This window comes from Dactylosporangium sp. NPDC051484, from assembly GCF_040689395.1.
GTDB lineage: Bacteria > Actinomycetota > Actinomycetes > Mycobacteriales > Micromonosporaceae > Dactylosporangium.
This window is the reverse complement of the sequence record NZ_JBFAZX010000007.1, coordinates 159,078-182,107: the sequence shown is the minus strand read 5'-3', so window position 1 is coordinate 182,107 and position 23,030 is coordinate 159,078. Positions and strand designations below refer to the sequence as shown.

The following is a 23,030-nucleotide window of genomic DNA, read 5'->3' as shown; positions in this document are numbered from 1 at the left end:
CCGCGATCGCCTCGCCCTTGTCGGCGGGCTCGCCGCGACGCCGCCGACGGCGCGCCGCCGGCGGGGAGCCTGCAGGCGTCGCGGCGGCGGCCGGCGAGCAGAGCGGCCGGCGGCGGACACCATGCCGATGCCGCCCGGTGCACGCCGTGCGCCGCCTTCCCGCCGGGGCCGTCCCGTCGCCGGGTGCGACCGCCCCAGCCCCGTCCGCATTGCGGGGCCGGGGCCGGGGCCGGGCGGCTACTTCGCCGCGTCGGTCTTCCGGGAGGCGGGCCGGGTCGTGCCGGTGGCGGGAGGCCTGGGCTGCCCCTCGCTCCCCTCGCTCCCCTCGCCCTCCATGATCTGCAGGATCCGCGGGGCGAGCGCGGAGGCCAGGGCCGGGGCGAGCGCGTCGGAGAGTGCTCCGGCGAGCGCCTCGACGAGCAGCACCCGCTCCAGCAGCGGCGTGCCGGGCGCGAGGCGGGGCGTGAGTCCCATGACGGATTCGAGGAGGCCTCCGGCACCGGCACGGCCGCGTCCGGTTATGCCGGTCGCGCGGCCGGCGTCGCTGAGGATGTCGTGAATCAGGTCATCGATGAGGGCGTCCAACGGCTGCGACCCCTCGTGTTCGTGTGGTGTTTCGGCCGGCATGGCGTGCTCCTTTCCGCGCTGGTCGGCGGCCCGCCCCGCCGGTCGGCGGTGGGGCGGGCCCGGGTCGGGACCGCCGGCGGCCCTGGACCGGGCCGCCGGCCGGTCGATCGTCAGCGGCGGGCGAGCATCGCCGCGAGCAGCAGCGGGTGCTCGATGCCTTCGCCTTCCTCGGACCGGCGCTTGGCCAGTGCGGCCAGGAGCAGCGGGTGCTCGATGCCCTCGCCCTCCTCAGACCGGCGCCGGGCGAGCATGGCGAGCATCAGCGGGTGCTCGATCATGCTCTCGCCCTCCTCCTCGCGACGGCGCATGAGCATGGCGAGCATCAGCGGGTGTTCAATGCCGCCGCGGCGGCGGCCACTGCGCCGGGCGAGCATGGCGAGCAGCAGCGGGTGCTCGATCATGCTCTCGCCCTCCTCCTCGCGACGGCGCCTGGCCAGCGCGGCGATGAGCAGCGGGTGCTCGAAGATGCTCTCACCCTCCTCGGAGCGCCGCTTCGCGAGCGCGGCGACGAGGAGCGGGTTCTCGAAGATGCTCTCGCCCTCCTCGCGGCGCGACATGAGCGCGGCGAGGAGAAGCGGGTGTTCGATGCCCATCTCGCGCTCGGTGGTTTCCTGGCGCTCGGCGGTGGCACTGGTCACGGAAATCTCCCTCGGTTGGGCGGTCCGGTCCGGTCCGGTGCCTGCGGGTACCTCAGGCCTCCGGACCGGGTTTACGCGCCAACCTTGGCGAGCGGGCGCGTGACCCGCCGTCACCTGGACCGCGTGAGTTCACACGCCCCAGCGCACCAGGATCCGCTCGGGCTGCTGCGGGTGTACGAGCACCGTGACCCGCTGCCCGACACCGGCCTGGGCCGAGGCGTTCAGCGGGAGCAGGACCTCGCGGGTGACCGGATACGGCGGGCGCCCACCGGCCTCCACGAGCAGGCTGAGGCGGACCATCGGCTGCAGGTTCACCCGGGCGCCGGTGTCGGCGAGCCCGATGATCGTCGCCTCGCCCGGCACGCCGGTGCGCAGCAGTTCGAGGTCCTCGGTCTGTGCCTGCATCGTCTGCTGCATCTGGGCCATGCCGGCGCGCATCTGGGCGGCCGGGTCGTGGTTCGCGCTCATCTCGTTCGCCTGCCGCTGCAGGCGGCGCAGGTCGCCGAAGAGGCCCATGCCGCTCAGACCTGGCCGTACAGGTTGCCGTATTGCACGGCGAGCTGGGTGTCGCCGCGCATGCGCGCCGGCCAGCCGGTCGCGGCCTGCTGCCACGCGTCGGCGGCGATGCCGAAGGACTGCGCCTTGGCCACGACACCCTCGGCGGCGAGGCCCTCCTGCGCGGCGGCCTTGGAGACGCGGGCGTACATCGCCAGGTCGACGCCGGCGATCGGGGCCAGGCGCGGGTCATCGGAGGCCATGCCGGTCGCGACCGGCGCACCGAAGGCATTGGCGGTGTTGTATCCGTTCATGCCGTACGCGGCCTGGCTCTGCGCGGCGTAGGCCTGCGCGGCGGCGGCGGTCTGCTGCGCCTGCGCGACCATGCCGGGCGCCTGCGCGGCCATGTTGCGGAGGTCCTTCATCTGCTTGAACAGGCCCATGTGGTACCAGTACTCCCTCTGGTCGGACGTTCGTCTTCACTTGACGCCCAGTGACATTAGGGCCCCGGTTCGCCGCGCGGCGTCAGGAAATTGATCGACGCTGTGTCACCAAAACGCATCGCGGTGGCTGACGCGACTGCGTTGAAAGAATCTGTACCTGGCGACTAGGCTTCCGTCGCCCGCTGCCTTTCGTCCCACTCATATTGTCCCCCCTCGTTCTCCGGTGGAGTCTTCGATGGCCAGGTCCGCGCCGTTGCGCATCGCTGTGATCGGATCGGGCATCGGCGGCCTCACCGCCGCGATCGCCCTGCAGGCCAAGGGTTTCGAGGTCGACGTCTACGACCAGGCGAGCGAGCTGCGGGAGATCGGCGCGGCGGTGTCCCTCGGCGGCAACGGCATGCGGGTGCTGGACCGGCTCGGCCTCGGCCAGGCCCTTCGCGGCGCGGCGTCCAACCTCCAGCGCATCGAGTTCCACCACTGGAAGTCGGGCGACGTCTTCTTCGAGCACCCGATGGGCGAGTGGTACGAGCAGCGCTTCGGCGGCCCGTTTCTCGGCATCCACCGCGCCGACTTCCACCAGGTGCTGCTCGCCGGATACGACGGGAAGCCGCGGCTGGGCCGCCGGTGCGTGGCCGTGCACGAGTCCCCGGACGGCGTCGAGGTCGAGTTCGCCGACGCCACGTTGGCGCGGGCCGACCTCGTCGTGGGGGCTGACGGGCTGCGCTCCGCGGTGCGCCACCACGTCACCGGCCCCGACGAGGCGGTCTTCTCGGCGATGAGCTGCTTCCGCGGCGTGGTCCCGGTCGACAAGGTGCCCGGCGGCGACGAGTTCGGCCTCACGTTCTTCCTCGGCCCCGGCCGGCACCTGGTGGCGTATCCGGTCCGCGGCGGCGAGCTCATCAACTTCGTCGCCTACGTGCCCGACCCCGAGTGGACCCTCGAGTCGTGGTCGGCCGGGTGCGAGCCGGCCGAGGCGGTCGCCGCGTTCGCCGGCTGGAACGACACGGTGACCACGATGCTCGGCAACGTCGAGGAGACCGGCCGCTGGGCCCTCTACGACCGTGAGCCGCTGCGCCGGTGGAGCACCGACCGGGTGACGCTGCTGGGCGACGCCGCTCACCCGATGCTGCCGCACGCCGGGCAGGGCAGCAATCAGGCCGTCGAGGACGCGGGCGCGCTCGCCGAATGTCTCGGCGCCGACGGGATGAGCGTCACCGGCGCGCTGCGGCAATACGAGCACCTGCGCAAGGCCCGGACCCGGAAGATCCAGATGGGTTCGCGCGGCAACGCGGCGTGCTTCCAGCTGCCCGACGGCCCCGCCGCCGACGAACGCAACGCGCGACTGGACTCCCTGCCGGACAATGTGGCGTGGATTCACGGCTACGACATCTACTCGGACATCCGGGAAACCCGGTAGCGGCGCCCCTGCCGCAGTGTCCCCCGGGGCTCGATCCCGGCCGGCTCCCCGCCCAGCTGCACCGGTGGGCGGGGTCGGCACCGATGCGGGAGCTCGTCGCCGCGTTCGGCGGTGAACTGCCCGAGGCGGACACCGGCGCGCTGCTCGGCTGGCTCGACGAGTTCTCCGACGATCACTGGAACTTCCGCGGCCGCCTCGGCGGCGCCGAGCGCGACCGGGTCCGGGTCGACCTGCCCGAGCGACTGGCCGCCGCGGCGCTGGTGGCCGCGCCGGAGCTGGGCCTGGCCGGCACCGGTGAGCCGCCGCACCGCGAGTACGCGCACCTGCTCGTCCTGGGCGGGCTGGCCCGCGCCTGCCTGCAGCGCACCGAGCACGCCGCGCGGCTGGCCGCGGCGCTGCGCGTCGGCGAGGTCGCGGCGCTGGGCAGCCGGCGCCCGCTCGGCGCCGAGGAGCGCGCCCTGCCCGGCCTGGGCGGCTGCGAGACGGAGGCCGACGCGCTCGCGGCCGGCGTGCGGGCGGCGTTCGGCGACCGGCCGGTCGACGTGCTGAGCGCCCCGCACAGGCGCGGTGCGCCGCGGCCGAACACCGCCGACACCTACGCGTTCTGGGCGGCCCGGACCCGGCCCCGGCCGGGAATGCGAATCCTGGTGGTGACGTCGCCGATCTACGTGCCGTTCCAGCACTGCGACGCGATCCGGGTGCTCGGGCTGCGGTACCGCTGCGGCATCGACACCGTCGGGTTCGATCCGCGGCTGGCGAGCACGCCCCAGCCGCCCGGCGCCGAGGGCGCCGACCGCTACCTGCAGGAGATCCGCTCGGCGATCCGCGCCGCGCGCGCCCTGCACGCGGCGTGCACCGGGGAGTCCGGGAAGTCCGGGGAGGTGGGCTGAGATGGCGCTCGCCGCCGTCGTCGACACCCTGGCCCGGCGCGCGCCGATGCCGGCCGCGGCGGTGAGCGTCTTCGACCGCGAGCGGGTCCTCGCCACGGCGGTGCACGGGGTCGCGGACCTGACCACCGGGCGGCCGGCCACGGCGGACTGCTGGTGGGACCTGGCCAGCCTGACGAAGGTGCTCGTGACGCTGCCCGAGGTGCTGGCGCTGCCGGTGCCGCGGGACCGGCCGATCGGCGCGTTCTGGCCGCGCGCGGCGGGGCGGCCGACCGGCGGCGCGACCCTCGACGACCTGCTCGCGCACCGCTCGGGGCTGCCGGCCGACGCGCCGCTCTACCGGGAGCTGCGCGGCGCCGCGATCGTGGACGCGGCACTGGGCACGCCGCCCACCGAGCCCGGGCCGGTGTACAGCGACCTGGGGTACATCATCCTGGGCGCCCTCGTGGCGGACCTGACCGGGCGGTCGCTCGCGGACCTGGCCGCGCGCCGGAGCGGGCTGCGGATGGGCGGGCCGGTCGCGCCGGCGGTGGCGACCGAGCGCTGCCCGTGGCGGGGCCGGCTCATCGTCGGCGAGGTCCACGACGAGAACGCGGCGGCGATGGGCGGCGCGGCCGGGCACGCCGGCGCGTTCGGCACCCTGGCCCTGGTCACCGCGGCCGCCCGGCCGTGGCTCGGTGCCGCACCGCCGTGCCTGGCCGACAACGGCGCCGGTGAGCGGTTCGCGGCCGGCTGGTGGCTGCATCCCACCCGCGGGATCGGCGGACCGCGCGCCGGCGCCGACGGCTTCGGCGCGTCCGGGTTCGTCGGCAACCGGATCTGGTTCGAGCCGGGCCGCGGCTACGGCGTGGTGGTGCTCGGCAACCGCGTCCACCCGGTGCGCGGCGACCGCGCCCCGTTCACCGCCTGGTGCGACGAGTTGCTCGCGTCGATCGCCGCCGAATGCTCCGGCGATGTGAGGCGCTTGTAGAAGAAGCTGCAGTCCGCCAGGGTGCCGGCCGGGTCGGCGGCATAGTCCGGGACGATGCCGTACCTCGTCCAGCCCGACGTCTCGTACAGCCGCTCGGCCGGGCTGCCCGTCGCCGTGTCGAGCAGCAGCAGGTTCGCGCCGGCCTCGGCGGCGGCCCGCTCGGCGGTGTCCAGCAGGGCCCGGCCCAGGCCGCGGCCGCGGGCCAGGCTGTGCACCATGAGCTTGAGCACCTCGCCGCGGTGGCGGCCGTTGGGCTTGCTCTCCAGGGCCAGGCTCACGGTGCCGACCACTCCCGTGCCGTCCTCGGCGATCCAGACTCTGAGGCTGCCGTCGCGCACGGCCGGCTCGCGGGTGCGCCACCACTCGGCCGCGGCGCACGCGCCGAAGGGGGCGCGGAAGCCGACGGAGGCACCGTGCGCGACGGCGTCGGCGAGCACCGCGGCGAGGTTGTCGACCTGCCCGGCGTACGAGCCGGGGGACAGACGGGTGATCGTGGGCAACGGTGGCTCCCTCAGGGCAGGACGATGAGCAGGATGTAGCGCACGGGCCCCGGCCCGTGGTTGACGAACCGGGACGGGCCCCACAGCCGGTACCGCAGGCAGTCCCCCGGCCCTACGGTGTGCGCGGCGCCGCCGACGGTGATCTCGACGGCGCCGTCGAGGACCAGCAGGTGGTGCTCCAGTCCGGCGACCGACGGCTCCTCGTAGGCGATGTCGGCGCCCGGCTCGAGGACGCCCTCGACGACCTCGCCGCGCAGGCCCGGGTGCGGCGGCGACACCGAGCGACGGGTGAACCCGGTCTCCCGGTCCCGCCACACCGGCTGCCGCTCGGCCAGCACCAGCTGCGGCGGCTCCGGCTCGACCTCGGCGAGCAGCCGCGACATCGGCCGGCCGTAGGCGGCGCAGAGCTTGCCCAGCAGCGCCGCGGTCGGGCTGATCTCGCCGCGCTCCAGGCGCGAGAGCGTCGAGCGGCTCACCCCGGCGCGCCGTGCGAGCTCCTCCAGCGACCAGCCGTGCTCCAGCCGCAGCTCGGCCAGGCGACCGGCGAGCCGGGCCTCGATCGGGTCCAGGTCGTCTCCCATATTCGAGACGATATCCCAAATCTGGGAGATTGATAATTGCTTGCCTAAAGCCTTTAGGGAACCGTACGGTCCGGAACATGCGACCGCTGAGCGAAACCGACATCCGCGCCGCCTTCGTCAACTGCTCCCGCGGCGAGGCGCAGCGCGCCCACGTCCCGCGCGACCTGGCCGAACGCCCATGGGTGGACCTCGACTTCCTGGGCTGGCGCGACCCGGGCGCGCCGGAGCGGGCCTACCTGGCCGCGGAGCACGCCGGCGGGCTCGCGGCCGTCTCGCTGCGCGTCGCCGAGCAGCGCGGCCGCCGCTTCCAGCACCGCGGGATGTGCTCGCTGTGCCTGACCACGCACCCCGGCAGCGGCGTGTCGCTGATGACCGGCCGCCGCGGCGGCAAGGCGGGCCGGGGCGGCGACTCCGTCGGCGTGTACCTCTGCTCCGACCTCGCCTGCCCGCTGTACGTGCGGGGCCTGCGCCGCCCCGGCGCCGGTGGCCGGCTCGACGAGACGCTCAGCGTCGAGGAGCAGATCATTCGGCTGGAGCGGAAACTGTCGGCTTTCCTGGACCGGCTCGTCGGCGACGCGACGCTGGTGGTGTCCGCACCACAGCCCGGATCGAACCTGCACGACTGACTCGGGCCCGGGGGTTCGCCGATGCTCGACGCATGGCGAACCCCCTCCCCCACGCCGCGCCGTCCAGGCTGCCGGCGCTGCAGTCCGGCGCCGGCATCGCCCGGCTCACCGGGGCCATCCTCACCCCGATCGCCCTCGTCATGGCCGGAGCCGCCGCCCTGGTGTGGGTGTCCCTGCCCGCCGAGCCGGCCACCGACGACTGGATCACCCTCGCGGTCACCGCGGCGTTCGTGCCGGTGCTCGCCGGCATCGGGCTGCCGCTGCTCATCGTCGGCGCGCGCCGGCTGGCCCGGCTGCGGCGGGTGCTACGCGAGGGCGTGCCGTGCGCGGCCGTCATCACCGCGATCACCGGCCTGTCCACCGACCCCGACGAGCGCGGCGCGAGCCGGATCGACCTCGCCGTCCCGGTCCCCGGCGGCGGCACGGTGAACGCCCGGGTGCGACAGGTGGTACCGCTGCCGCTGGTGCGTTTCGTGGGGCCCGGCGTGCGCGTCCCGGTGCGCGTCGACCCCGCCGACCCCACGGTGGCGGTCATCGACTGGCGCCACGCCGAACCGCGCGAGCGCGTCGCCGGCGCCATGGCCGGCTCGTCCCTCGTCGACCTCGCCGCCAGCCTGTTCGGCTGAGACCGCCGCCCCGCGGGCCGGCGTCGCTGAGTGATCCACAGGTTTCCTCAGGCTGGTCACAACCGGCGGGGGCAGGCTGAGCCACATGGCTGTGGCGGGAGCATCGAGGACCGTGCGCTGGTATGCCTACGCGGGGTGCCTGACAATCGTTCCGTTCGTCGTGTCCGGGTTCGGGCTGCCGTGGTACGGCACCGCCATCGTCCTCGGCGGGGCGCTCGCCGCGTGGGCCCTGATGATGGCGCTGATCCGGCCCGCCGCGGTACGGCTGCCGATGCCCGGGGTGTGGGCGGCCGCGGGGCTACTGACGGTGTACGGCACCGCGAGCCTCATGCTGCGGGGCACGGTCAGCCCGGGCGCGCTCGCCGCGGGCGGCTACGGGTGGGCGCTCGCCGTCGCCGCGCTGTCGTATCAGCGCCGGTACAGCGCGGCGGTGCGCTCCGCCGCCGCGGCGACCATGTCCCGCAGCTGCGGCGGGGCCACGATCTCCGCCTCCGGGCCCAGGGCGAGCAGCTGGGCGTAGGCGACGGGCACCGACTCCGCCGGCAGCTCGACGGTGACCCAGCCGGCCGCGTCCGGCGGGCCGGCGCCCTGCGCCGCGGCCCGGTAGGCGACCGCCTCGACGGCGTGGCGCAGCAGGCGCAGGCCGGCCGGGCTGAGCCGCACCGTGACCGTCTCGGCCAGCAGGGCGCGCTCGAACTCGGCGGCCCGATGCGACCAGAACGACGCCAGGTCGAAGCCGCCGTCGCGGCCGAAGCGCTCGTCCGTGGCCGTCACCGCGCGGAACCGGTCCACGCGGTAGGTGCGCTCCTCGGTGCCGACGCGGCCCACGAGATACCAGACCCCGTTCTTGAGGACCAGGCCGAGCGGCTCGACGGTGCGGGTCACCTCGCCGGCCCGCCCGGCGTAGGTCAGCGCGACGACGCGGTCCTCCCACACAGCCCGGGCGAGCTCGGCCAGCCACGGTGGCGGCTCGGCGTCGCGGAACCAGCCCGGCGCGTCGAAGTGGAAGCGCTGCCCGGCCCGCGCCGACGCCTCGCGCAGCGGGCCGGGCAGCGCGGCGGTGACCTTCAGCTGCGCCGCCGCGAGCGCCTCGCCGAGGCCCATGTCCCGGGCCGGGCCGGGCAGTCCCGACAGGAACAGCGCCTCGGCCTCGGCCCGGCTCAGCCCGTTGAGCCGGGTGCGGTAGCCGTCCAGCAGCCGGTACCCACCGGCCCGGCCCTGCTCCGCGTAGACGGGCACGCCCGCGGCGGACAGGGCCAGGATGTCGCGGTAGATCGTGCGCTCGGAGACCTCCAGCCGCTCGGCCAGCTCGGCGGCCGTGCGCGTGCCGCCGGCCTGCAGCAGCAGCACGAGCGAGATGAGCCGGGAGACACGCACCGGACTAACGGTAGCCCTCAGCGCCGCCGGAGCGGCCGGCCGCGACCACCTCGGCGTCGTAGCGCCACCAGTCGGGGCGGCTGCCGTCGGCGTCGGTGAAGCCGTACTCCTTCGCCAGCCCCGCGCTGGACAGCGAGGCGCCGTTCCAGCGCGCCACCCGCGGGTCGGCGGCCAGCGCGGCGACGGCTCGCCCGACGTACACCGGCGTCTCCGACATCGCGAAGTGCGGGTCCTTCGCCGCGCCGTCGCGCCAGTTCGCCTCGGTGACGCCGAAGTGCTCCAGCATCAGCTCGGAGCGCAGGAAGCCGGGCGTGAGCGCGACCGCGGTGCCGCCGAACGACTTGAGCTCCTCGGACAACGCGAACGCCATGCGCAGCACGGACGCCTTGGCCAGGTCGTAGAAGAACGAGACGCGGTACCGCTTGTCGTTGTACTCCGCCGTGCCGTCGGTCATCTCCACCACCAGGCCGCCGGGGTTGCGAATCAGCAGCGGCAGCGCGGCGTGGCTGGTGATGATGTGCGTGTCGATCGCCAGGCGCAGCAGGTGCAGGCCGACGTCGAGGTCGTCCTCCCACAGCGGCTTGTCCCAGCTGAACATCCCCTCGGCGCCCCAGATGTCGTTGACGAGCACGTCGAGGCGCCCGTGCTCGGCGTCGACGCGCTCCACGACGCCGCGCACCTGCACCGGGTCGAGGTGGTCGGCGCCGATCGCGATGCCGACGCCACCCGCGGCCGTGACCAGCTCGGCGGTCTCCTCGATGGTCTCCGGCCGATCCATCTCCGAACGTCGTGAGCGGGTGGTCCGTCCGGTGGCGTACACGGTCGCGCCGGCGGCGCCGAGCTGCACGGCGATCTGCCGTCCGGCGCCGCGCGTGGCGCCGGCGACGAGCGCGACCCGTCCGGCGAGCGAGCCGGGCGCGGCGCCGGGGATTCCGTTGAGTGCTGGGTTCATGCGGGTCACCGTGCCAGGAAAACCTGACAGGGTACGTCGGTGTTTCCGCACACAGTCCCGTCCGCGAAAGACACGGCCACGGCCCGCTACGCCGCGGGGCGCCCACCGAACCGCCACGGGTGGACGGCAGCCGCACTGGTGATCAGCTCATGGTCGTGGGCCCGTGGGCCGCGGAGTACCCCTTGCCCGCCCTCGCCGTCGTGGATCTGCACCCGGTGGTGTGCCGTACTCAATGCACCATCACTTGTGCGCCGTGCTGGGCATGCGTTGTATGCCGAGGAGTCGAACCCCTGCGCCTGCCCGCGGCGCGCCAAAGGAGGGAGCCGGATTGCCCGCCGGCTCTCGGGTCGTGCACGCCTCCACGTCGGCTACCCGCTCCGCGTCCCTCGTCTCTCAGTCGAGCAGCTCGGCCTCCCAGTTCGTGCGCTGGATGAGGGTGTCGACCTCGCGCAACTGCCGGGCCAGATCGTCGGCCTCACCGCGCAGCTCGGCCACCGGCAGTGCCGAGATCATCTTCAGCTCGGACCGCAGCTGCCGCAGTCCGCGCTGCCCCTCCCCGGCCGCGGCGTTCGCGGCGGCGGTCACCACGCCGTGCCGCAGGCGCAGCACATCGCGGCGGGCCAGGGCATCGGTGAGCGTGCCGCCCTCGACCACGGTCGCCGCGTTGGTCCGGTTGATGCGCCGGATCAGCGACTCCAACTCCTCCAGCACCGCCGCGACCTCGCCAAGCAGTGCCACCGCATCCTCGGCGGGCGTCTCGCCCTCCTGGTAGCGAGCGCTCGCGGTGACGCGAGCACGGAGTTGTTCGACCCGGCGCGCCGCGTCGGCGCGTAGTGCGAGAGCCTCCGCGAGTTTCACGCCCGCCAGTATCACCCGGCGTGATCGAAGAGGTGAACCTGGGGCGCGCCGCGGGTGGCGCCGAAACTACACGGGTGTAGTTGCCGATCTAGCCTTTGCCCAGGTCAGGGGGCGAAGTAGCCTCGCTGGGTGAAGGTCATCGGTGCCATGCAGACGCCCGACGGACAGTGGCGGGTCGAGGTCGTGCGGCATCCGAGCGGGTCCAGGTGGTACAGGCTCATTCACGGTGACAACGTGGTCGACTTCTTGACGATCGGGCGGGTCGCGGAGCTGTTGGCGCAGGCCGGAGTCGATATGGGCGACCTTGGCGAGGTCGGCGGGCGGTCCGCCTGGGCCGGTTGATCTGGACCCGGGGCGCTACCGTGTGGTGGTGGAACCCCAGCAGCCGAGCTTACTGACTCGACTGCGGGCAGGGCTGGCCGGAGAGCGGGACGCCGCCTATCTGGAGGCGCTGCGCGCGGCCGGGCGCGTCGCGTATGACGAGATCCTCGCGGCCGACGAGTTGCGCGAGCGGCTGCCCTCGCTGTGGAACGCGCCGACCGCGGCGGCGAGTCAGCTGCTGGCGGCGTGGAACGCGTTCGTGCTGCAGACGCTCGGCGAGACCTTCCTCGACGCCGATTACGCCGCGCGGCCGGGCACCGCCGGATACGTGCCGCCAGTGACGTTCGACCAGGCGGCGGCGTGGCTGGCGGCGGTCGGTGAGTGGGTGTCGCGGGCCAGGCAGGCGCGGGCCAACCCGGAGTACGACATCGCCATGTACACCCTGCTGCCCGCGCCGTTGCCGCCCTGGGCGGAGGTCGTCAGCTGCCCGCCCGAGCACCTGAGCGCGCTGCAGGCGGCGGTCACGCCGGTCCGGGATCACGTCGAGGTGGCCCTGCACGCGCTGGTACGCACCGGGGTGCCGCCGCAGTTCGAGTCCGCGGTCAACCGGCTCCACCAGGACACCGCGGCGGCGGTGGCCGCCGTGGAGTACGCCGCCGGGCTGCGCACCGTGGGGCGCCACCACGCGCGGCTGCACGAGCTCATCGAGCGAAACCTCAAGCGGGCCCTTGAGCTGTGGTTCCGTGTCGGGCAGCTGGCCGCGATGCCCTCGTTGCTGGCCGGTCCGCGTTTCGACGTGTGGTGCATGACCGACCGGGCCACGCTGGCGCGCTTCAGGCAGGACCCGCACGCGCGGCGGGCGGTCACCGAGATGTGGCGCACCGATCCGAACCCGGCGGCGACGCTGGCCATCCAGGCGCAGGTCGAGACCGGCCTGCGGACCGGCCACCTGTGGTTTCACGTGCCGCGTTACGGCGACACCTGCTACTTCGAGCCGCCGTTCTCGCCTCTGTACGAGGTGCGCCGCCCGGTCCGCATCGCCGGCGTGTCCCTGCGGGTGCAGACCCAGTTCGCGATCCGCGGCGGCGCCAATCGCGGCCTCGTCCTGGGCCCGTTCCGCCCGACCGGACACGTCCGTTACCGAACGAGATGACGAGCCCGGCCGAACGCGTTCGTCCTCGAAGCAGCGAGGCCGCGGTAGGTGATTGCGGGTCAGCCGACCGGGGCCAGGTCCGCGTCAGGCGTTGTGCGGTCCGGTCGTCGCGACGAGCGGGACTCCAGGGCGAAGCTCGCCGCGGCCAGCGCGAGTCCGGCGGTGCCCAGCGCGACCCCGACCCAGGTCGGCGCGATGTACCCCCAGCCTGCGGCGATGACCAGGCCGCCCAGCGCGGCGCCGAGGCTGTTGCCGACGTTCATCGCGGACTGGTTCACCGCAGCGCCCATCAGCTGCGCGCCCGGCGCGACGCCGATCAGGCGCGACTGCATCGCCGGGCCGAGGAACAGCCCCGCGGCGCCGACGAGGAAGGCGCCCACGAACAGCGTGTAACGGTTCTGGGCGAGCACGGCGAACGCGGCCATGCTCGCGATGAACATGATGAACCCGCTCAGCAGGCTGCGGCGCAGGTTGCGGTCGGAGGCCCAGCCGCCGAGCGCGTTACCGACGGTCATGCCGAGGCCCACCGCGACGAGCACCCAGGGCACCGCGCCCTCGGACAGGTGCGCGACGTGCGTGGTGACCGGCGCGATGTAGCTGTCGATGGCGAAGAACCCGCCGAAGCCGATCGCGCCGGTCGCCGCGACCAGCCACACCTGCGGGCTGCGGAAGGCGCGCAGCTCGGCGCGCGGTGAGCCGGCCGGGTCGGCGGGGGTCCTCGGCACCGTGAGCGCGACGAATACGAGCGTGACGGCGAACATCACGGCGATCGCGAGGTACGCGACCCGCCAGCCCGCGGCCTGGCCCAGCCGCGTGATGAGGGGCACGCCGAACACGTTCGCGGCGGTCAGCCCGCCGAGCACGGCGGCGAAGCCCTTGGCCTGGCTGCCGGGGCCGATGATCGACGCCGCGACGAGCCCGGCCGCGCCGAAGTAGGCGCCGTGTGGCAGGGCGGCCACGAAGCGTGCGACGAGGACCAGCCAGAAGCCAGGAGCCAGAGCCGATGCGATGGTACCGAGGGTGAAGAGCCCCAGCAGGCCCACGACCAGCGTCTTGCGGGGCAGCCGCGCGGTCAGCGCCGCGATCGTGGGAGCGCCCACGACCACCCCGAGCGCGTACGCGGTGATCATCCAACCACCGTGCGCGACGGCCTTCGCGGACGATTGGGCGTACAACTGCGGCAGTAGATCCTCGGAGATGTCCGGCAACAGCCCCATGGCCACGAACTCGGTCAGCCCGATGCCGAAGCCGCCCAGGGACAGGGCCAGCAGCGCGGTCCAGCGGCGAACCGCGGTGAGGTCCTCCATGCGGCTCACTTTAGCAACAGCGTTGCGTTATAGGATGTGGTCGTGGACACGCCCGGTGCCGGCCTCGGATATCTGCGCGAGTACAACGACGCGCTCGTGGTGGGCCTCGCCCGGACCGCACCGCAGTTCGACCGCTCGTCGATCGCCGCCGCGACCGGCCTCACCCCGCAGGCGGTGTCGAAGGTCCTCGCGCGGCTCGTCGCCGACGGGCTGATCGAGCCGGCCGGCGTGCGCCGCCGGGGCGTGGGCAAGCCGGCCACGATCTACCGGATCGTGCCCTCGAGCCGGTATGCCATCGGCGTGCACGTCACCCGTGCCCGCGTCCGGCTGGTGCTCACCGACCTGCTCGGCGAGGTGGTGGCCGGCGAGGTGGTGGCGCTGCCGGACGATTTCACGCCCGAGCAGCTGCTGTCGCGGGTAGACGCGGCGCGCGAGGTGCTGCTGCGGCGCCGGCCCGTCGACCCGGCGCGGATCCTCGGCCTCGGCATCGGCATGGTCGGGCCGCTCGACCACGCGAACGGCATCGTCCGCGACGCGCACCGGCTGCGGCACTGGCATGACGTTCCGCTGCGGGAGCTCGCCGCGAAGCGCCTGCTGATGCCGGTACACCTGGACAAAGACGTGACCGCGGGCGTCACGGCGGAGGCATGGCGCCGCGGCGGCGACTTCCGCGACGGCGTCCTCATCATGGTCGAGTCCGGCATCGGCGCCGGCCTCTGGCTCGCCGGCGCGGCCTATCGCGGCGCGCACACCAACGCCGGCGAGTTCGGGCACATGGTCTTGCAGTTCGACGGCCCGCGGTGCGTGTGCGGGCGGCATGGCTGCCTGGAGGTGCTGCACGACCGGGCGGTGGCGGGCGGGGACGTGCCGCTCGCCGCGCGGCTGCTCGGCGTGGGGGTGGTCAACCTGTTGCAGACCACCGACGTCGGCCACGTGGTGTTGGCGGGCGCGGACCTCCTGGGCCACCATGACCTCTACGTCGAGGAGGTGGCCTCGGCGGTGCGCGTGCAGGTGCCCCGCGCCGACTGGCTCACGGTGACCGTGTCCGTGTCGGCGCTGGGCGGCGACGTGATCGCGGCCGGCGCGGCGATGCAGGTGCTCAACGCCGCCTACGGCCGCCCGTCACTGGACGGCGGCCTCGGCCGGTGACTCGTGGATGGTGAACACCCGGTCCAGGCCGGTGATCTGGAAGATGCGCAGCAGCCGCGCGTGGGGGATGACCAGCTCGACGACGCCGCCGGACTCCGCGAGGCGTTTGTGCGCGCTGATCAGCACGCCCAGCGTGGTGGAGTCGAGGAAGCCGACGTCGCTCAGGTCGATCACCAGCGTCGATGCGCCGTCGTCGATCAGCTTGTGCAGGTATGCGCGCAGCTCCGGGGCGGTCGCGACGTCCAGCTCCCCGCTCGCCGTGACCACGGCGAGCGGTCCGTCGACCGTCGAGGTGACCTGCATCGGCGTCCCGCCTTCTCTCTCGATGTTCACTGCGTGCATGTGCGTGGCATCATACGTTCGTCCGGGTAAGCATACGTCCGAACGGCTGATTACTCTCACCCGGACGGGTCCCACGTCAGATGCTTGCCGAATCGCACGAGTGTGCCGGTGTCCTCCACTGAAACCACGTCCAGGCGCTCCACCACGGCGGCGAGCACGTGCAGGCCACGACCGTTTTCGCGCAGCCGGGCCGGCTCGTTGGCCGGCTCCTCGGCGGCCACCGCCGCAGCCAGCGCCGGGTCGAAGCCGCCGCCCTCGTCGGTGACCTCGATCACGCACTCGCTGTCGTCGACCGTGACCTCGATGTGGTAGCGGCTGGCGAGGCTCGCGTGCGAGACCACGTTGCCGCAGGCCTCGGTGAGCGCGAGCCGGATGTCGTCACGGCAGTCCTGGGCCACGCCGGCGCCCGCGAGGGCGCCGTCGAGGGTTCGCCGCGCATCGCGGACCAAAGCGGCGTCGCGCGGCAGCTCCAGCGAGAACTGCAGGCGCATCTCCTGCTGCGGCACATCTTCCTCCTTCGTCGCGTCCACGGCGTACCCACCACGCGCGGACCGAAAACTGTCGTACCCCCCGGGCAAGATGCCAGCCATGGACATCCGGGTCGTGCACCACCGCAGCCGGACGGCCGGTTCCGCTGCCACCGTCGTCGACGTGACCTCCCGCGGCCCACACCCGTGGGTGCGTTTCGGCCCGTTCTATCCGCACGGCGGCATCCCGGTGCCGCTGAGTCCAGGCGCGGTCGGCGCCTCCTCGAGGCGATCTGGCAGGCCCTGAAGGTGTTCGACACCGCCGGCGTCGACCGCGACCTGCTGACCGCAACGCGCATGACCGGCCTGAAGCGCACGGTGCGCCGCTTCGGCCCGGTCCACGGCCATCGCGCCGGCCTCGACGGCACCGACCTGCTCGACTACGAGACCGCGCGCCGGCGCATCTACCTGCCGGCCTACCGTTTCGTCCTCGACCATCACCTCGGCACCGAGCTGACCCAGCTGTGTGCCCTGGCCACCGCCGGCCCGGTCACCCTGCTCGACTACACGACCAACGGCGACGTGTCCGACCTGACGAAGCCGCTCTCCCACGCGGCCCTGATCCGATTACACGTCTTGAACGAGTGGCCAACCGGATGACCAGCCGCACCCCGGACCGGTGGCCGGGCGGTCGCGTGACGGGACGGCCCGCGATCGGCGCGACGGCGATCGGGCGGCGATCGGCCACGCCGCTGCGGGCGGCGCTGCGCCGGGCATGACTGTGTCCGGGCCAGGGCCGGAGCTGACCAAGGTGTTCGTCGTGGCATCCAGCAGGGTGTGGTTGGGCAACGGCACCGGCCGACGCGGCTGGCGCGCACGGCGGCGGACGCGAGGGTGAGCACCACCGTGGTCCGCCCTGGCGTGCGCCTGTCCGTGGTGCGCGAGCTGCAAGCCGAACGCCGAGGCGATGCTCGACGAGGCGTGCGTCGCAGCCCGGGGCCGGCCGACGCACCTGCGCGCCGGGCCGGTCGAGGTCGATGACGCCATCCCAGCCTCGCGCGCTCCGCCGCCTCCGCCGCCGGCCAGGCCGGCGACGCCCTCGCCGCCCGCTGGCTGAGGTCGATGACGGCGCCGTCGCCCGCCGCGGGCGGTCGGGTCGACCACGCCGCCGTCCCCGCGCGCGCTGCGGTTGACCGCGGGGTTGTCGGCGCGCGGTGAGATGGATGGGAGGGTCGTCCGTGCCCTCGGTGTCGCTCAGGCAGGGTCGGGCTGGCGCATCGGGACGATCAGGTAGCGCAGGTCGGCGGTGGCGGTGGTCACCTCCGTGGCTCGCAGTGCGGGCTGGACGCGCAGTTGCACGATCTCGCCCGGGAAGGCGCCCAGCGCGTCGGCAAGCAGGCGCGCCTGGTAGCACCGGGTCGCCTGGCCCGAGCGGACCGTGGCCTTCACGGTCTCCTCCGACTCGCCGCGCAGCGGGTCGCGGGCCTGCACGAGGAGGGCACCCTCGATCGACTGCAGGGTCACACGGCCCTGTTGGCCGGCATACGCCGCGGCGCGGTCGACGGCGTGGGCCAGCGCGTCGGCATCGACCTCGACCACGCACTCCGGGGTGACGTCCAGGAGGCGGTCGAACTGGAGGTCCGGATAGGTGTCCCCGAGCGTCGGGGTCGTCACGCTACCGCCGGGCCAGGACAGGCCGAACAGCTCGCCGGCGGCGTGCAGGCCCACGGTCTCGGCGCGGCCCAGGACCGGGGCGACGCGAGCCAGCAGGCCCGCGGGAACGAGGGCGTCGAACGGGGCCGGTGCCTCGACGGGGACGGTGGCCACGGCGAGCCGATAACGGTCGGTGGCCAGCAGCGACATCCCACCCGCCACGGCTCGCACGCGCACGCCGGTGAAGATGGGCAGGGCGTGCTCGCGGGAGGCGGCACCGGCGACCGCAGCAGCGGCGGTGCGCAGCTCGGGGCCGGGAGCCCGGCCCGTCTGCGGCGGCAGGACGGCGGCCGGTGGCCACACGTCGGCGAGCACCGGCAGCGCGAACCGCGCCCCGGGCACGCGGACGGCCATGCGACTGCCCTCGGCGACCAGTCGAGCCTCGGGCGCGTCGAGACCGGCGATGGTGTCGGCCAGGCCGCGGCGCGAGACCAGCACCTCGCCGGGCTCGTGGACGGTGGCCGGGACCCTCAGCCGAACGGTGAGGGCGCCGTCGGTGGCGGACACGGCCAGGCCGTCCCCGTCGGCACGCAACAGCGCGGCCGCGTGGACCGGATGCGGGGACCGGCCGGTGAGCAGCCGGACGGCGAGGGCGGCGGCCTCGGCCAGGAGGCGGACGGGCGCGGTGACGTCGAGGAGGCGGGTCATGGGTGGAACATAGCGGCGGGGTACGACAAAAAGATGCCGCCGCTGGTCAGCGGGGCCCGAGCGTCTCGGGCGCGGGCATCGCCGCTGCGCGGTCGCGGCGGTAGCGCCCCGGTGCGGTGCCGAACCGCCGCTTGAACGCCGCCGCGAAGGCGAACTCGCTGGTGTACCCGACGCGCTGCGCGACCACCCGCAGCGGCGCGTCGCAGTCGCGGAGCATGCGCGCCGCGATCGTCATGCGCCACCATGTGAGGTACGCCAGCGGAGCCCTCCCTGCGAGCGCCGCGAACCGGCGCGCGAACGGCGCCCGCGAGAGCCCGCCGACCGCCGCGAGGTCCGCGACCGTCCAGGCCCGGCCCGGGTCGCGGTGGATGGCCGCGAGCGCCGCGGCCACCGCCGGGTCGCGAAGGGCGCCCGCCCACCCGTGTGCCCGGCCTTCGTCGGTACCCGCCGTCCGGTCGCCGCCAAGCGCCGCGGCCCCGTCGAACCAGCCCCGCAACGCGTGCAGGAACAGCAGGTCGAGCAGGGCCGTCACGCCCACCCCGGCACCGGCGCCGGGCCGCTCGAGCTCGGCCCCGAGCAGCTCGACCACGGCACGCAGCTGGGGGCTCTGGCCGGTGTGGGCGCGAAGGTGTACCAGCTCCGGCAGCTCGTCCAGGAGCGGATGCGCGCGGTTCGGCTCCAGCTCGTACGCCCCGCACAGCACCACGCCCGCCTCCGCGCCCGGCCCCGAGCGGGCCGGCTCGGGCGACCCGGCGGTGCACGGTCGCAGCGGTGTCGCGGGCGAGTCCGCCAGCGCGTACCCCTGGCCGTGCGCCATCAGCAACACGTCGCCGGCGGACAGGGCGATCGGGGCCCGGTCGTCCGGCACCAGCCAGCAGGAGCCACGCAGGACCACCTGGACGCCGGCCGCGCCCGGCACCGTCGCGAACCGCTGGCCCCACGGCGCCCGCCAGGCCAGACGGGCCGACACCGGACGGCCGGTGCGCATCACCGCGACCGCGTCACTGAGCACGTCCACGCCCACACCCACGCCTCCAGACTCCCGACCGCGACAGTGTCACCAACTGTCGCCAACGCGCGCCCGCGACACGATGATTCCGGCCGAAGACGTTCGCATATGAACGCGGGACGCGCGGGCATGGGCCGGGTCCGTTGCGCCGCATAGCTTCGGAAGCGTGAAAGCGATGCGCATACACACGTACGGTGACGCCTCGGTGGTCCGCGAAGACGACGTGCCGGTCCCTATCCCCGGTGACGGGCAGGTGCTCGTGCGCGTGGCCGGGACGTCGTTCAACCCATCAGAGATCGGGCTGCGCAACGGATGGCTGCGCGGGATGTTCGAGCTCGACCTGCCGTACACCCTGGGATGGGATCTCGCGGGAACCGTTGTCACGCCGGGCGGGCCGTTCGCGGCCGGCGATCGGGTCGTGGGGCGTGTGGACGGGGGCGCGGCGGCGGAGTTCGTGGCCGTCGACCCGGCGCTGCTCGTGCTCGCGCCGCGTGACGTGCCGCTCGCGCACGCCGCCGCGCTGCCCGTCGCCGGGGTCACCGCGTGGCAGGCCGTGTTCGAGCACGCACGGATCGCGAGCGGGGCGGAGGTGTTCGTCAACGGGGGTGGCGGTGGTATCGGTGGTTACGCGGTGCAACTGGCCCGGTACGCCGGGGGCCGGGTGACCGCCACCGCCAGCGCCCGCAGCGCCGCTACGGTGCGTGCGCTCGGCGCGCACACCGTGCACGACTACACGCGCGGCGCGCCGGGCGGAGCGTTCGACGTCGTGATCAACCTGGTGCCGGCCGACGAGCCCGCGGATCTGGTACCGCTGGTCCGCCCGTCCGGCACGATCGTGTCCGTCACCGCGCCGATCGAGCCGCCGCCGGGCCGCTCGATCAGAGCGGTGCGGTTCGTGGTGCGCAACGACCCCGGGGACCTCGCCGCCCTCGTGCGCCTCGTCGACGACGGTGCGATCCGGCTCGACATCGCGGCCGAGCGACCGCTGGCCGAACTGCCCGCCGTGCACCGCTGACGCCGAGGCCGGCCGCCTGCGCGGCAAGACGATCCTGGTCCCGTGAAGCGAGTCATGGGTGCAACGTAGCGGCGGATACGACAAAGATGCCGCCGCTGGTCAGAGGGGCGGGCGCGACTCCAGCCACGGCACGGGCGTCTCTGGCGCGGGCGACGCCGCCATCTCCTCGCGCGCATCGGCCGCCGCCACGACCAGGCCCGGATCGGTCACGAGCCGCGTCAGCACCGCGGCGTCGATGCCGTGTTGCTCGCGCGTCGGTTTGTGTGCCATCGAGGGCCGCACAGAGGCACGGGCACAGGTCCCCGTTGCGGAGGGTTTCCCGGATCAGTGGAGGTGTGCAGGCACTGAGCGCGAAGGGGTGCGCAGCCGGCTCAGCTCCTCCGGATCGCCGATTGATCGGGTCCGCTTGATGTGTCGGGACGGGCGCCCGAGAGCATCGACGGGGTGCGCTGGTTCGCTGACCAGCGCGCCCGTCGATGAAACGTTTGGCTCAGTGTGTGGGTTCCAGCGCAGTCGGCTGGGGAACGCGTTCGTGATCAGGTTCTGTCTGCTGCGACGTACTTGGGAGCCACTGCAGCCAGCGCGGCAGTGTCCAGGTGCGGGCTCCCAGCAGCGTCATGGCGGCGGGGAGGAGAATCCCGCGCACGATGGTGGCGTCGATGATGACGGCGACGGCCATGCCGACGCCGAGCATCTTGTACTCGATGGCGCTGAGTGTGACGAAGACGGTGAAGACAGCGGTCATGATGACCGCGGCGCTGGTGACGACGCCGGCGCTGCTGGCGATACCGCCGATGATCGCGTCGCGCGGGTTGGCTGTGGCGGTCCAGCGTTCGCGGATCCGGCTGAGGATGAAGATGTGGTAGTCCATGCTCAGGCCGAACAGCATGACGAACATGAATAACGGCAGCCAGCCGACCACCCCGCCGTAGGAGGTGAAACCGAGCACGGAGGCGACGTGTCCATCCTGGAACACCCAGGTCAGTACGCCGTACGCGGCGCCGATCGACAGCAGGTTCAGCCCGATGGACACGACCGGGACGGCCAGGGACCGGAAGGCGATCATGAGCAGGACGAATGCCAGGATGAGCACGAAGGCGAACACGAACGGGGTCCGGCTGTTCACGACGGTGGCGAAGTCGTAAGCGAAAGCCGTTCGGCCGGTGACGGCGTAGTCGATCCCATCGACCTTGCCGAGGGTAGCGGGCAGGACGCCGTCTCGCAGCGTCCGCAAGGCCCGGTTGGAGGTGGCGTCGGTGCCTGACCCTGCCAATGGCACCCGGACCACGAGTACCCGGTCGACGTTGACCACCGCGAGGGGTTCGGCCAGCACGCCGCCGCTGCCGGTGAGCTGCCGGCGCAAGTCGTCGATCGCGGTTCGCACCGTGGGGTTGTCAACGTCGCCGCCGCTGGTGTTCCAGACCACGACCCGCGCCGGGCTGGCCGCGCCCGGGAACGCCTGCTGCATCCGGATCGCCGCGTCAACGGTGGCGACACTGCGCGGGAGGCTGTCGGTGACGGCGGCGTCCTGCAGCCGCATGCCGAATGCGGGCAGCGCCACGATGACCAGGGTCATCGCTGCCGTCCCACCCCACAGCAGCGGATGCCGGACGACGGCGTGCGCGACGGCGGACCACAGGCGGGACTCAACTGCTGCGATGCGGTGCCGGCTCAGCCACAGGATGCGGCCGCTGTCAACCCTGCGGTCGAGCAGGGCCAGCAGCGCCGGTAGCACGGTCACCGACCCGGTCATCGCCAGACCGACCACCAACACGGCACCAACGGTCAGTCCCCGGAAGTTGTCCAGCCCGGTGAACAGCAGACCGGCCAGACACAGCATCACGGTCAGGCCGGAGACCACCACGGCGTGCCCGGAGGTGCGGGCCGTGATCCGTAGCGCCTGGACGATGTCGCGTCCCGCTGCGCGCTCCTCCCGGGCCCGGCGCAGGTAGAACAGGGAATAGTCGATGCCCACCGCCACGCCGATGAGCAGCACCATGGACGAGGTGGCGCTGTTGATCGGCACCCAGTGGGCAACGACCTGGAGCAGCCCGAACGTGCCCGCCACGGTGGTGAGCGCGAGCAGCAGCGGGATACCGGCGGCGACCAGGGATCCGAACACCACCAGGAGAATCACCACGGTCAGCGGCAGCGAGATGAACTCGGAGCGTTTGAAGTCGTCCTGGATGCCCTGGTCCACCGCGACCGCCAGGCTCCGATCGCCTGCCTGCGCCACCCGCGCCTGCGGATGGCGGTGCGTCATCGCCTCGACCGCCCGGACGGCGGCGTCATAGTTGGGTCTCACCTCGTCGAGGACGCCGGCGATCTGGAATGTGACGAGGCCGGACTGGCCGTTCTCGGAGATCAGCGGCTGCCCGCCGGACTCCAGGGGGGAGCGGACGTCGGTGACCGCGCCGGTGCGCCGCAGCGAAACGACGAGGTCCTCCACCGCCGCACGCAGCCGCGGATCGTCGTTCACCCGCTGGCCCCGTGGCTCACGGGGCTGGATCAACACGCTCTCCAGGACCGGCACGTAGCCGTCCTGTTGCCGCAACACCTGCTGTGCGCGACCGGACTCGCCCGGATCGGTGGATCGTGCCCGCTCGCCGGGCAGCAGCGCACTGGAGAGTACGGCTACCGCCACCAGCGTGAACCAGCCGGCGATTGCCGATGCCCGGTGCCGTACCGACCAGCCGGCGACCCGCTCGATCACCGTTCGCCCGGCCTGACGGCCGCGGTGAGGTGGTGACCCCGGCGGCCGGGTGACGCCACCTCGGTGACCACCGGACGATTTGCCTGTACGCGGCATGAAGTGCTGTCCTTTCCACGAAGGAGCATGACGGTCAGAACTCGCCTGCGGGCGAGGTAGTGCTTCTTCCTCACCTGGGCCGTCGAGTTGCCGCTCGACG

27 protein-coding genes and 1 pseudogene are annotated in these 23,030 nt (G+C 73.5%); 12 read left to right on the top strand and 16 right to left on the bottom strand.

The window, feature by feature from the left end:
* Positions 1–237: 237 nt before the first annotated feature.
* The 4 genes from AB0367_RS15755 to AB0367_RS15740 all read right to left on the bottom strand — a co-directional run bounded on the left by AB0367_RS15755 (position 238) and on the right by AB0367_RS15740 (position 2,203).
* The gene (locus tag AB0367_RS15755; protein WP_366226994.1) at positions 238–627 is read right to left on the bottom strand and encodes a hypothetical protein; all 390 of its coding nucleotides are present in this window, start codon (positions 625–627) and stop codon (positions 238–240) included.
* Between the two features lie 110 nt (positions 628–737).
* Positions 738–1,265, bottom strand: coding sequence for a hypothetical protein (locus tag AB0367_RS15750; protein WP_366226993.1), 528 nt, complete (start codon positions 1,263–1,265; stop codon positions 738–740).
* A gap of 129 nt (positions 1,266–1,394) precedes the next feature.
* On the bottom strand, positions 1,395–1,781 hold the full coding sequence (locus AB0367_RS15745; protein WP_366226992.1) for a hypothetical protein: 387 nt from the start codon (positions 1,779–1,781) through the stop codon (positions 1,395–1,397).
* 5 nt (positions 1,782–1,786) lie between these two features.
* Entirely contained in the window at positions 1,787–2,203 is a 417-nt protein-coding gene (locus AB0367_RS15740; RefSeq protein ID WP_366226991.1) for a hypothetical protein, read from the bottom strand.
* 235 nt (positions 2,204–2,438) lie between these two features.
* On the opposite strand from AB0367_RS15740, the gene AB0367_RS15735 reads away from it, so the two are divergent.
* From AB0367_RS15735 to AB0367_RS15725, 3 genes are all read left to right on the top strand, one after another.
* The gene (locus AB0367_RS15735) at positions 2,439–3,620 is read left to right on the top strand and encodes an FAD-dependent monooxygenase (RefSeq protein WP_366226990.1); all 1,182 of its coding nucleotides are present in this window, start codon (positions 2,439–2,441) and stop codon (positions 3,618–3,620) included.
* A gap of 83 nt (positions 3,621–3,703) precedes the next feature.
* The gene (locus AB0367_RS15730) at positions 3,704–4,510 is read left to right on the top strand and encodes a hypothetical protein (RefSeq protein WP_366226989.1); all 807 of its coding nucleotides are present in this window, start codon (positions 3,704–3,706) and stop codon (positions 4,508–4,510) included.
* 1 nt (position 4,511) lies between these two features.
* On the top strand, positions 4,512–5,477 hold the full coding sequence (locus tag AB0367_RS15725) for a serine hydrolase domain-containing protein (RefSeq protein WP_366226988.1): 966 nt from the start codon (positions 4,512–4,514) through the stop codon (positions 5,475–5,477).
* Positions 5,478–5,551: 74 nt separating this feature from the next.
* On the opposite strand, the pseudogene AB0367_RS15720 reads toward AB0367_RS15725, so the two are convergent.
* Both AB0367_RS15720 and AB0367_RS15715 read right to left on the bottom strand, forming a co-directional pair.
* Positions 5,552–5,914: pseudogene (locus AB0367_RS15720) on the bottom strand (GNAT family N-acetyltransferase); the annotation flags it as partial.
* 74 nt (positions 5,915–5,988) lie between these two features.
* A complete protein-coding gene (locus AB0367_RS15715) occupies positions 5,989–6,558 on the bottom strand; it encodes a helix-turn-helix domain-containing protein (RefSeq protein ID WP_366226987.1) in 570 nt (189 codons plus the stop codon).
* A 77-nt stretch (positions 6,559–6,635) separates the two neighbouring features.
* On the opposite strand from AB0367_RS15715, the gene AB0367_RS15710 reads away from it, so the two are divergent.
* The 3 genes from AB0367_RS15710 to AB0367_RS15700 all read left to right on the top strand — a co-directional run bounded on the left by AB0367_RS15710 (position 6,636) and on the right by AB0367_RS15700 (position 8,330).
* Positions 6,636–7,184: an FBP domain-containing protein gene (locus AB0367_RS15710; protein WP_366226986.1), complete on the top strand. Its 549-nt coding sequence runs from the start codon at positions 6,636–6,638 to the stop codon at positions 7,182–7,184.
* A 32-nt stretch (positions 7,185–7,216) separates the two neighbouring features.
* A complete protein-coding gene (locus tag AB0367_RS15705) occupies positions 7,217–7,810 on the top strand; it encodes a DUF3592 domain-containing protein (protein ID WP_366226985.1) in 594 nt (197 codons plus the stop codon).
* An 85-nt stretch (positions 7,811–7,895) separates the two neighbouring features.
* Positions 7,896–8,330 (top strand): hypothetical protein, encoded by a 435-nt coding sequence (locus AB0367_RS15700; protein ID WP_366226984.1) that lies wholly within the window; start codon positions 7,896–7,898, stop codon positions 8,328–8,330.
* Here AB0367_RS15700 and AB0367_RS15695 read toward each other — a convergent pair.
* The 3 genes from AB0367_RS15695 to AB0367_RS15685 form a co-directional block, all read right to left on the bottom strand.
* Entirely contained in the window at positions 8,219–9,187 is a 969-nt protein-coding gene (locus tag AB0367_RS15695) for a YafY family protein (protein ID WP_366226983.1), read from the bottom strand. The genes AB0367_RS15700 and AB0367_RS15695 overlap by 112 nt on opposite strands.
* A 4-nt stretch (positions 9,188–9,191) precedes the next feature.
* Positions 9,192–10,139 (bottom strand): SDR family oxidoreductase, encoded by a 948-nt coding sequence (locus AB0367_RS15690; protein WP_366226982.1) that lies wholly within the window; start codon positions 10,137–10,139, stop codon positions 9,192–9,194.
* A 393-nt stretch (positions 10,140–10,532) separates the two neighbouring features.
* Entirely contained in the window at positions 10,533–10,997 is a 465-nt protein-coding gene (locus AB0367_RS15685; protein ID WP_366226981.1) for a DIP1984 family protein, read from the bottom strand.
* Positions 10,998–11,126: 129 nt separating this feature from the next.
* On the opposite strand from AB0367_RS15685, the gene AB0367_RS15680 reads away from it, so the two are divergent.
* A complete protein-coding gene (locus AB0367_RS15680; RefSeq protein ID WP_366226980.1) occupies positions 11,127–11,339 on the top strand; it encodes a hypothetical protein in 213 nt (70 codons plus the stop codon).
* Between the two features lie 28 nt (positions 11,340–11,367).
* A complete protein-coding gene (locus AB0367_RS15675) occupies positions 11,368–12,471 on the top strand; it encodes a hypothetical protein (protein ID WP_366226979.1) in 1,104 nt (367 codons plus the stop codon).
* A 59-nt stretch (positions 12,472–12,530) separates the two neighbouring features.
* Here the strand turns inward: AB0367_RS15675 and AB0367_RS15670 are convergent, their stop codons facing one another.
* Complete coding sequence (locus tag AB0367_RS15670; RefSeq protein WP_366226978.1) at positions 12,531–13,778, bottom strand: MFS transporter; 1,248 nt, start codon at positions 13,776–13,778, stop codon at positions 12,531–12,533.
* Positions 13,779–13,820: 42 nt separating this feature from the next.
* Between AB0367_RS15670 and AB0367_RS15665 the strand changes: the two genes are divergently transcribed.
* Positions 13,821–14,927 carry an ROK family transcriptional regulator gene (locus AB0367_RS15665; RefSeq protein ID WP_366226977.1) on the top strand — a complete coding sequence of 369 codons (1,107 nt, stop codon included), beginning with the start codon at positions 13,821–13,823 and terminating at the stop codon, positions 14,925–14,927.
* On the opposite strand, the gene AB0367_RS15660 is transcribed toward AB0367_RS15665, so the two are convergent.
* Both AB0367_RS15660 and AB0367_RS15655 read right to left on the bottom strand, forming a co-directional pair.
* Positions 14,901–15,230: an STAS domain-containing protein gene (locus tag AB0367_RS15660; protein ID WP_366227124.1), complete on the bottom strand. Its 330-nt coding sequence runs from the start codon at positions 15,228–15,230 to the stop codon at positions 14,901–14,903. The genes AB0367_RS15665 and AB0367_RS15660 overlap by 27 nt on opposite strands.
* Positions 15,231–15,325: 95 nt before the next feature.
* Positions 15,326–15,799, bottom strand: coding sequence for an ATP-binding protein (locus AB0367_RS15655; RefSeq protein WP_366226976.1), 474 nt, complete (start codon positions 15,797–15,799; stop codon positions 15,326–15,328).
* 246 nt (positions 15,800–16,045) lie between these two features.
* On the opposite strand from AB0367_RS15655, the gene AB0367_RS15650 reads away from it, so the two are divergent.
* A complete protein-coding gene (locus AB0367_RS15650; RefSeq protein WP_366226975.1) occupies positions 16,046–16,396 on the top strand; it encodes a hypothetical protein in 351 nt (116 codons plus the stop codon).
* On the top strand, positions 16,393–16,515 hold the full coding sequence (locus AB0367_RS15645) for a hypothetical protein (protein WP_366226973.1): 123 nt from the start codon (positions 16,393–16,395) through the stop codon (positions 16,513–16,515). Before AB0367_RS15650 ends, AB0367_RS15645 begins: the two co-directional genes overlap by 4 nt.
* A gap of 475 nt (positions 16,516–16,990) precedes the next feature.
* Here the strand turns inward: AB0367_RS15645 and AB0367_RS15640 are convergent, their stop codons facing one another.
* Positions 16,991–18,097 carry a DNA polymerase III subunit beta gene (locus tag AB0367_RS15640; protein ID WP_366226972.1) on the bottom strand — a complete coding sequence of 369 codons (1,107 nt, stop codon included), beginning with the start codon at positions 18,095–18,097 and terminating at the stop codon, positions 16,991–16,993.
* 46 nt (positions 18,098–18,143) lie between these two features.
* Positions 18,144–19,115: an AraC family transcriptional regulator gene (locus AB0367_RS15635; protein WP_366226970.1), complete on the bottom strand. Its 972-nt coding sequence runs from the start codon at positions 19,113–19,115 to the stop codon at positions 18,144–18,146.
* 166 nt (positions 19,116–19,281) lie between these two features.
* Here AB0367_RS15635 and AB0367_RS15630 point away from each other — a divergent pair, with 166 nt between their 5' ends.
* Complete coding sequence (locus AB0367_RS15630) at positions 19,282–20,121, top strand: NADP-dependent oxidoreductase (protein ID WP_366226969.1); 840 nt, start codon at positions 19,282–19,284, stop codon at positions 20,119–20,121.
* 99 nt (positions 20,122–20,220) lie between these two features.
* Here AB0367_RS15630 and AB0367_RS15625 read toward each other — a convergent pair whose 3' ends face one another.
* Both AB0367_RS15625 and AB0367_RS15620 read right to left on the bottom strand, forming a co-directional pair.
* Positions 20,221–20,391, bottom strand: coding sequence for a hypothetical protein (locus tag AB0367_RS15625; RefSeq protein WP_366226968.1), 171 nt, complete (start codon positions 20,389–20,391; stop codon positions 20,221–20,223).
* Positions 20,392–20,611: 220 nt separating this feature from the next.
* The gene (locus tag AB0367_RS15620; protein WP_366226967.1) at positions 20,612–22,834 is read right to left on the bottom strand and encodes an MMPL family transporter; all 2,223 of its coding nucleotides are present in this window, start codon (positions 22,832–22,834) and stop codon (positions 20,612–20,614) included.
* Positions 22,835–23,030 lie beyond the last annotated feature (196 nt).